Annotated in this window: 8 protein-coding genes and 1 pseudogene; all 9 read left to right on the top strand. The window is 44.4% G+C overall.

Translation table 11 applies throughout. The features are described from left to right. On the top strand, window positions 1-190 hold a 190-nt coding region (locus KNO58_RS14530; RefSeq protein ID WP_214755064.1), incomplete at its 5' end, for a hypothetical protein. Further along, on the top strand, window positions 183-1,337 hold the full coding sequence (gene mobP2 / locus KNO58_RS14525) for a MobP2 family relaxase (RefSeq protein ID WP_214755062.1): 1,155 nt from the start codon (window positions 183-185) through the stop codon (window positions 1,335-1,337). The genes KNO58_RS14530 and mobP2, both read left to right, overlap by 8 nt. Before the next feature lie 9 nt (window positions 1,338-1,346). Further along, window positions 1,347-1,796: a hypothetical protein gene (locus tag KNO58_RS14520; RefSeq protein WP_214755060.1), complete on the top strand. Its 450-nt coding sequence runs from the start codon at window positions 1,347-1,349 to the stop codon at window positions 1,794-1,796. A gap of 5 nt (window positions 1,797-1,801) precedes the next feature. Beyond that, window positions 1,802-2,089 carry a hypothetical protein gene (locus KNO58_RS14515; RefSeq protein ID WP_214755058.1) on the top strand — a complete coding sequence of 96 codons (288 nt, stop codon included), beginning with the start codon at window positions 1,802-1,804 and terminating at the stop codon, window positions 2,087-2,089. Between the two features lie 4 nt (window positions 2,090-2,093). After that, window positions 2,094-3,530: an ImmA/IrrE family metallo-endopeptidase gene (locus tag KNO58_RS14510; protein ID WP_214755056.1), complete on the top strand. Its 1,437-nt coding sequence runs from the start codon at window positions 2,094-2,096 to the stop codon at window positions 3,528-3,530. Window positions 3,531-3,663: 133 nt separating this feature from the next. Further along, the gene (locus tag KNO58_RS14505; RefSeq protein WP_214755054.1) at window positions 3,664-4,566 is read left to right on the top strand and encodes a hypothetical protein; all 903 of its coding nucleotides are present in this window, start codon (window positions 3,664-3,666) and stop codon (window positions 4,564-4,566) included. Between the two features lie 275 nt (window positions 4,567-4,841). Further along, on the top strand, window positions 4,842-5,588 hold the full coding sequence (locus KNO58_RS14500; RefSeq protein ID WP_214755052.1) for a DUF4145 domain-containing protein: 747 nt from the start codon (window positions 4,842-4,844) through the stop codon (window positions 5,586-5,588). A gap of 351 nt (window positions 5,589-5,939) precedes the next feature. Continuing rightward, window positions 5,940-6,218, top strand: a pseudogene (locus KNO58_RS14495) (EF-hand domain-containing protein); the annotation flags it as partial. A gap of 322 nt (window positions 6,219-6,540) precedes the next feature. Further along, on the top strand, window positions 6,541-7,365 hold the full coding sequence (locus tag KNO58_RS14490) for a hypothetical protein (protein WP_214755048.1): 825 nt from the start codon (window positions 6,541-6,543) through the stop codon (window positions 7,363-7,365). Window positions 7,366-7,372 lie beyond the last annotated feature (7 nt).

Raw genomic sequence — 7,372 nt, 5'->3', positions numbered from 1 at the left:
GGAACACAACCGCTCCCGGCAACAATATTTGAAAGAACTGCTCGCCTCCTGGTGCGCGAACGGCATCCAATCGACGCAGGTCGAACGACTCGAACGACAGCTCGAGGCGAACACGCTCCACTTAAAACGAAGCGCGGACGAGCTCGCCGAGGTGACCCGGTTATTGAACGAGGTGATGCAGGATGCGTGAGACTCCGGGTGTCGTCATCAAGTCGAAGTTCAAGGTGCCAGGCACAAAAAAGAAGTCGCGTCGCTACACGACATATCTCGACTACATCAACCGCCCGGACGCGCAAGACAGCCGCGAACAGTTCGAAACGTATCATGACTATATGGAGGACGAGACGAAGTCGAGCGGTCTGTTCACACGTGAGGACGACCGGTTGAACGACCAAAAGCGTCGCGCCGTTCGCGACATCTTCAAGCATGCGCAAGAGAACGGGAGCATCCTTTGGCAGGACGTCATCTCGTTCGATAATGCCTGGCTACGCGAAACCGGTGTGCTCCACGACGACCTCGTCGACGAGAAACGATTGATTCAGGCGACACGAAACGCGGTCGAGGCGATGCTACAAAAAGAGAAGATAGTCCATGCCTACTGGACCGGTGCCGTGCATTACAACACCGACAATATCCACGTGCATATCGCCATCGTCGAAACGAGCCACATGCGCGAGCGAGGCAAACGAAAACCGAAATCGATCGAGTTGATGAAATCGCAGGTCATCCATTCACTCGCCGCCCGGACGAAAGAACAGGAGAAATTGAACGCCTTCATCCGCGACGAACTAGTCGCCCATAAACGGAATAAGAAGATTCAATCGCTCCCGAACCGTGTCCTGCATCCCGACCTCGTCCGTCAGTTCAAGGACATCTATGAACGGTTGCCGGAAGACAAACGACAGTGGCGCTACAACATGAACGGCATGCAGCCGCTCCGAGAATCGCTCGATCGTCTGACCGATCGCTATATCGACATTCACTTCAGATCAGAGTTTCAAGCCTTCAACAAGCGGCTTGAACAGGAGGTGTCGTTCCATCGTAGTAGCTACGGCGACACGGAGAAGGCCGAGCGTTACCGGACGACGAAGCGACAGGACCTCTACACCCGGATGGGGAATGCCATCCTCTCCGAGATGCGCGACTTGTCAAAAGAACAAACGATAGTTGAGAAAAATGGAGCTCCAAAACATCCGGTCAGACGTGCATTCAAACATCAAAAGATATTCAACGAATCACTCTACCGGATCGAGCGGCATATGAACGACGAGTTCGAACATTTAAAGAATCAACGTGCTTTCGAACAACTGGAACGGGACATCGAATATGGAAAGTGAGGGAGGACGATGGAAGAGTTGAGACAGATCCGCCTTCGATTGAAGCCGGAGACGGTCGCGTATTTAGAAGAATTCGCCGACGACAAACGCTTCGGTCACCTCGGTCAGGTCATCGACCATATCGCAGACGAGCATAGACAATTGGCCGACGAGAAGTGGGACATGCAGTTCCTTACCCGCTCGATCAGCACGCAGGTCTCTCATCGTATAGAGGAGTTAATGAACAAGCAGGTGTCGACGGAACTCGAGCGGATTCGGCTCGCCGCGAACCGCTCTGACCGTCACGGACAAATCTTGACCGAGCTTCTGCAGGCACTCATGCAGACCGAGGGCATCGAGGACATCATGACGACGGACCAGTTCAAGCCGACGTTCCTTGCGACGGCGGAACGTGTCGTCCAGGAACGCATCGAGCACCAAAAACAGAAGAAGGACACACTAACTTTTGAGAGAGGATGAACCTTATGCGACCACTTGACCGTCCCTTTACGATGGGACAACTGTTGACGCTTCAACAGAAAATTGTCTCGGTGCTTATTTATGGAAAACGGTACGACATCCCGGTGTCCGTTTCCGAGCACCAACTTTTGACCGCCATCGCGCAAGACGAGATTGTCTTGCTTCCCGTCAATTTCGAGCGGACACGGCTGTTACTCGACATCCCGGAAACGTCGCTACACCTCGAGCGTGAACTGAACGATTTTGCGGATAGTGATGAATCTGTCACCGACTTGTTGAAGGAAGGAGTCTGACACGATGGCCAAGATGAAGACGAACGAAGAACGGAAGGCCGAGCTCGAGGCCTTGACGGAACAAATGGGAAAACAGATCGACAGCTACTTCGAGAGTCCAGAGAAGATCCGGGAACACCTACAGTTCCTCGGCAAGTTCCATCAATACTCGATGCGGAACGCGGTCTTAATCGAGTCCCAGTTCCCCGGCGCGGTCGCGGTCGGCTCTTATCCGTTCTGGGAGAAACAGGGCGCACAGGTTCAAAAAGGTGAGCGTGGCATCAAAGTATTCGTCCCAAGCCCAGTGACGTATGCCTTGCACAAAGACGAATGGGTACCGCTCAGCAAGGCACCGAAGCCGATCAAAGACGGTGTGAGACAAGGACGAATCCCGTCACGCAAGATGACGTACTTCAAGATCGGTCACGTGTTCGAGTACACGCAGACCGACGCGCGCGAGAAAGGAATCGAGGTCTCGGACATCTTCAAACGGTATCACCGCGACGCCGGGCTCGAGAACGAACAAGACATCCGTGACGCTTTGACGACGCTCGCGGATGCCCGTAATGTGACGCTATTGGAGGAACCGCTCGACGAAATCGGGACGGCGAAAGGCTGTTACTACCCGGAGCTACATGCGATCGCTTTGAACCCTCGAAACACACCGATTGAGGATATCAGTGTCCTGATTCACGAGCTCGCCCATGCGGAGCTGCACAATCAGGAGCGGAATTTGGAACGAGAACAACCGCTCACGGCACCCGAGAAGGAGTTCCAGGCCGAGATGGTCGCCTACGTCGTCTCCCATCAGCTCGGGTTCCCGACGGTCGACTTCTCGCTCTCCTATTTGGCCGGTTGGACGAAAGACAAGGAACTCCTAGACAAGGAACAGCTGTTGCAGGAGGTCCATCAGACTTCCGCGACTTTCCTCGACCATATCGAATCACATTTAGAAAAGGTGCACACTTTAGAGCACGAGAAGGAACAGACTCCACTAGAATACTTCGAGCAACTGAATCAGCGTATGGGATGGAAAGACGCTGACCTCAGTCTCTATGAACGAGTGCATGCCGTACAAAGTGTGTTCCCAGAGGAGGTGGAGCCCTATTTGAACGCAAAAGCGACCCGCGAGACGAACCTGAAGATGGATCGTGTCGATGAGCCACTCATGTATATTCACGATAAAGGTTTCGGATTCCAGTCATTCGGTGTCGCAAACAATCACGACTTCAATGACGACGCGCTTGTCGTTTACACGATTGCATTACCAAATCAGCCATTGATTAGCGGTCACTTCGATCCTGAAAGAACCGTGCATCCATTACATGATTTAGAGAAAAACAATAAGGTCGAAAAACCAACCCTCAAACATCTTGAAGATAGTTGGCATAATGTGTTGCTCGATAATGAAAAGAAATCTCTTTCTAGAACTGCATTGTTGAATATTGAACGCTTAATTTAGTTTTTAAGTATGGGGCTTTTAAAAGTCCCATGCTCATTATTTATAAGCTTTACACTATGGTAATATTGGAATAAAAACTTTAGATTTGAATATATATAGCGCCTTTTTACATATAATGAAACGAGGAAATACAATGAATATAATAAATCGATTAAATGAAAATGAATTAAAAGCTCTTCGACATGATATTGAACCATTATTTTTAAACAATAAATTACCAAGGCCGGATTATTTCGGGATGATGGACGATGACTCTAAAAGTGTCTCTCTATTTTCTAAAAAAAACCCACTCCAATTTCTGAATTTTTTATTTGGTTCTGGAGAGTCTAATCAATTACACCCTAAAAAACGAGAAAAAAATTTAGAACAATTAGAACAACATGCTCTAGATATGTATACAAAATTGGCTGTATCTACAGTTAAGAATTCCTCGGTTTATGAAAGGTTGTCTTCAATCGTGAACGAATACATGGAAGAGGAGTTAGGCGAATTAGTTTGGGGCAAACTTGAAGAAAAGAGTAGGAAATTTATTATGACTGCGGAAGTTTTGAGTGATTTTATATATATGTTTGATGATCAGCTGGATTACGCTTCTCCAACAATAAATTACTGTAAAGCCGTCGAAAACGAATTGAACGAAAAATTTGTTGGGCCTTTCAAGAAATATTACATATCTCAAAACAAACGTTTAAAAAAAGATGACTACGCTTCAAAATTGGCTAATATAATATCCCGTCCGAACGCTAAACTTACTTTAGGGGAACATGTTTATATTATAAGGAAAATATTGGATGATTCATCAAAACTAGAGATTGAATTAGATTATAAATCATTTCTAAATATCGCAGATGTTGCGGATTTTAAAGAGTTAAATAATAAAATAGCATTTATCACCAGACTTTATAGAAATCCTGCGGGTCATACAGGATTAATAAAACAAAGCCAGTGCATAGAGTGCAGAAAATTGGTGGTCACAAAAAATGGTGTCCTTAAGCAACTCATTACTGAAAGTACTAATTATTTTTTTGAAATCTAAGGTTTTTTACAGTAATGATGACCTTGTTGCTTGTTTATTCATACAGTCTGTACATAAACACAATAACGTCTATCACCCATAGCAAAAGATACACCTCAAAAGAGGTGATTACTTAATTTCAGTCTCCTATAAATGTATAATCAAAGAGAATTTATCGTGAATACTTTTGAAAAAATTAAGCCTGATCAGATAACTGAGCCATTCGTTCTGACAGACAATAAACTGGAAGTCCTTGCTGTTTCATTCCTGCGAGCAATATTAGGAGGGTAATAAATTTGAGTACAAGTCAAATTGAAGAAAAAGTATATTGTCGTACTTGTAAAAGGAAAACTAATCATGGAATTATTAAATCGTTCACAGAACAGAGCGTGTTTCCACTAGACGATTTTTCATGGACTTATTCTCACTACATTACTCAGTGTTTAGGTTGTGACACTGTTGCTTTTGTATCTGAATATGAAGATGAGACAATGATGGAACGTAACCACTTCGGCGAAATTCAACCAATCATTCAGAGAGAAGTATATCCTGAAGAACCCATTCATGAAAATACATACTTAGCTAAACCACACGAAGCTAAGCCGTTTACTAATGCACCCCCACTATTAAAGAAGTTCTATTTACAAATAGTCTCTACATTCAACCAAGAATTTTATATTTTAGCAACAGTAGGTTTAAGAATGCTCATTGAAGGCGTATGTCGCGATTTAAACATTAAAAATGGATATATCTTAGATGAACAGGGGATCAAAACTACTAAAAAAGAGTCAGAAGAATTAGTAAGATCTAAAAGTCTTGAGGGGAAAATTAACGGTTTAGTAGAAAAAACAATTATATTGGCAAGCCAAGCAGAAATTCTGCATTCGGTGAGAGAAATGGGAAACGCATCGGCTCATGAATTACAGGAACCTAGTAGGAAAACTGTCAGATTAGCTCTTGAAATTCTAGAGAAAATCATGGAACAAATATATGAATTCGGTAAATACCACCAAGAATTAAAAATAAAGAAAGATGATGAATAAAGTCGATTTAAGATTTATCTTTATTACAGCCTTATACCTCCTGTCAAAAAGATTCAGAAATATAGAAATACAGCGATGAGCGACTTTGTCAACCGACGCTAGACGCTGATGCATGAATCAATGAACATGCATCACTTCATATTCAAATACAACCCTGGAAAGCTCCGAGACGACAAAGCTGACGCCCATTCCGTCATACTCCATATCCATATGGATAAACTTTCTTAATTAGAATCTCTTCTACGTCCAGATAAATCAATACCCGGAAATAAGGCGAGTTTTGTCCTTCATTAAAACGGATGACCTTTTCGCCACCACGTTCGTTGTCGACGACACATCCCGTAAAACTAAGAGCATACCTATAATGTCAAAGGAAATGTCGTTACCGATTCGTCCGACAACGTGAACCCGGATGAAGTGAACGAAGCGCTCGGCCTCACAGAAAGTGAATTGGAACCCGTATCTGGACCCGAGGCCACAGGCGATGTCTCGAGCGTAGATACGAACGGCAACGGTCAAGTGACAATTCAGGAAGTGAAAGACGCCGGCTTCACGATGCCCATCATGAGTGACCATTGGCTCTATCCCTATATGCGTGATAACGATAATGACGGAATGGTTGGGGAATAGCATTTCCATCTTTAAAACAACATACATTGTGTAAAAAAGACATTCTCTTGGAATCTGAGAATGTCTTTTGCGTTCAGTCGCATCATCGTTCTTCATTCACGAATGATATATCACAAATCAATTATTGACGATAGAATATGGAATAAACGAGAAACGTAGAACCGACACATATCAATAAAATCTGAGTAGAAGTCCATTTCTGACCTGGCCACTTATTTTACCTACCCATCGTGCCCATCTGACATATAATTTTGTTGCGTCGAAGAACAAAAGACTCTGATAACATACAAATCGACAATTTTAAGACATGGGAGCCTGTCGCATGAAATTTATAGATAGCCTTTTAAAGAAATTCGATATAAATAAAACATTTGTTTTGAAAGGGTATTTATGGTGGAAAGAGCTGATTTGTTACATTCTTTCTCCACCAGACCATTTAAAGAGCCAGACGGATGCTGAACCCATATTCAAGGGGCCTTTCAGGTTCATCGAAATGTTTGATCACGAAAATGAGTTCAAATCAGAGTATCAGATGCAAGAGTGCGAGGTTTTGACCTACGGGACAACCTTCCCTTTGGATGCATTGGAAGCCCCGTTCCCTCCGACACTGAGTGTCTCCCTTCATACATTTTGTAGGATAGGAAATTTAGGTTTCGACTTCGTATCGACATCATCCACTATCACGTTCTACGGGAACGAAATGGCCAAGCATACCATTCATGGGTCAAGGGGAACACGTGCAAAGGGAGGTTGGTATGACCGTGAGACATCTCGCACACTCTTCTCAGAGTTTGAGAGTTTTCATTTCGAAGAATGGGAGGATGATTTCGATGGGGGGCGCATAGTATTCGATGGGAATGAATGGTCGCTTACGGCCACTTACGAAGATGGCCACCAAAAGATGTCTCACGGATTCCTTGGAGAGAACGAACCGGCGAATTGGCAACAAATCAATAGTTACTTTGGTTTGTCCTCAAACTTCCACAGAGCGCCTTTAGGTGGAAGCAAAGATGTTCCTGTCCAACCGTCTCTACCAAGTGTAGATGTCAAAGAGCTCTTCAAGTTTATGACCCTCTATATGGTCCTTCCACTTTTCGGTCTCATCGTGTTCTTGTTCTGGGTCTGGACATATTTTGAAATCCCATAAATTTTAA

Source organism: Exiguobacterium sp. J17977, from assembly GCF_018616375.1.
In the GTDB taxonomy this organism is placed as follows: Bacteria; Bacillota; Bacilli; order Exiguobacteriales; family Exiguobacteriaceae; genus Exiguobacterium; species Exiguobacterium mexicanum.
The sequence above is the reverse complement of the archived record's forward strand: the minus strand, read 5'-3'. Positions and strand labels throughout refer to the sequence as shown.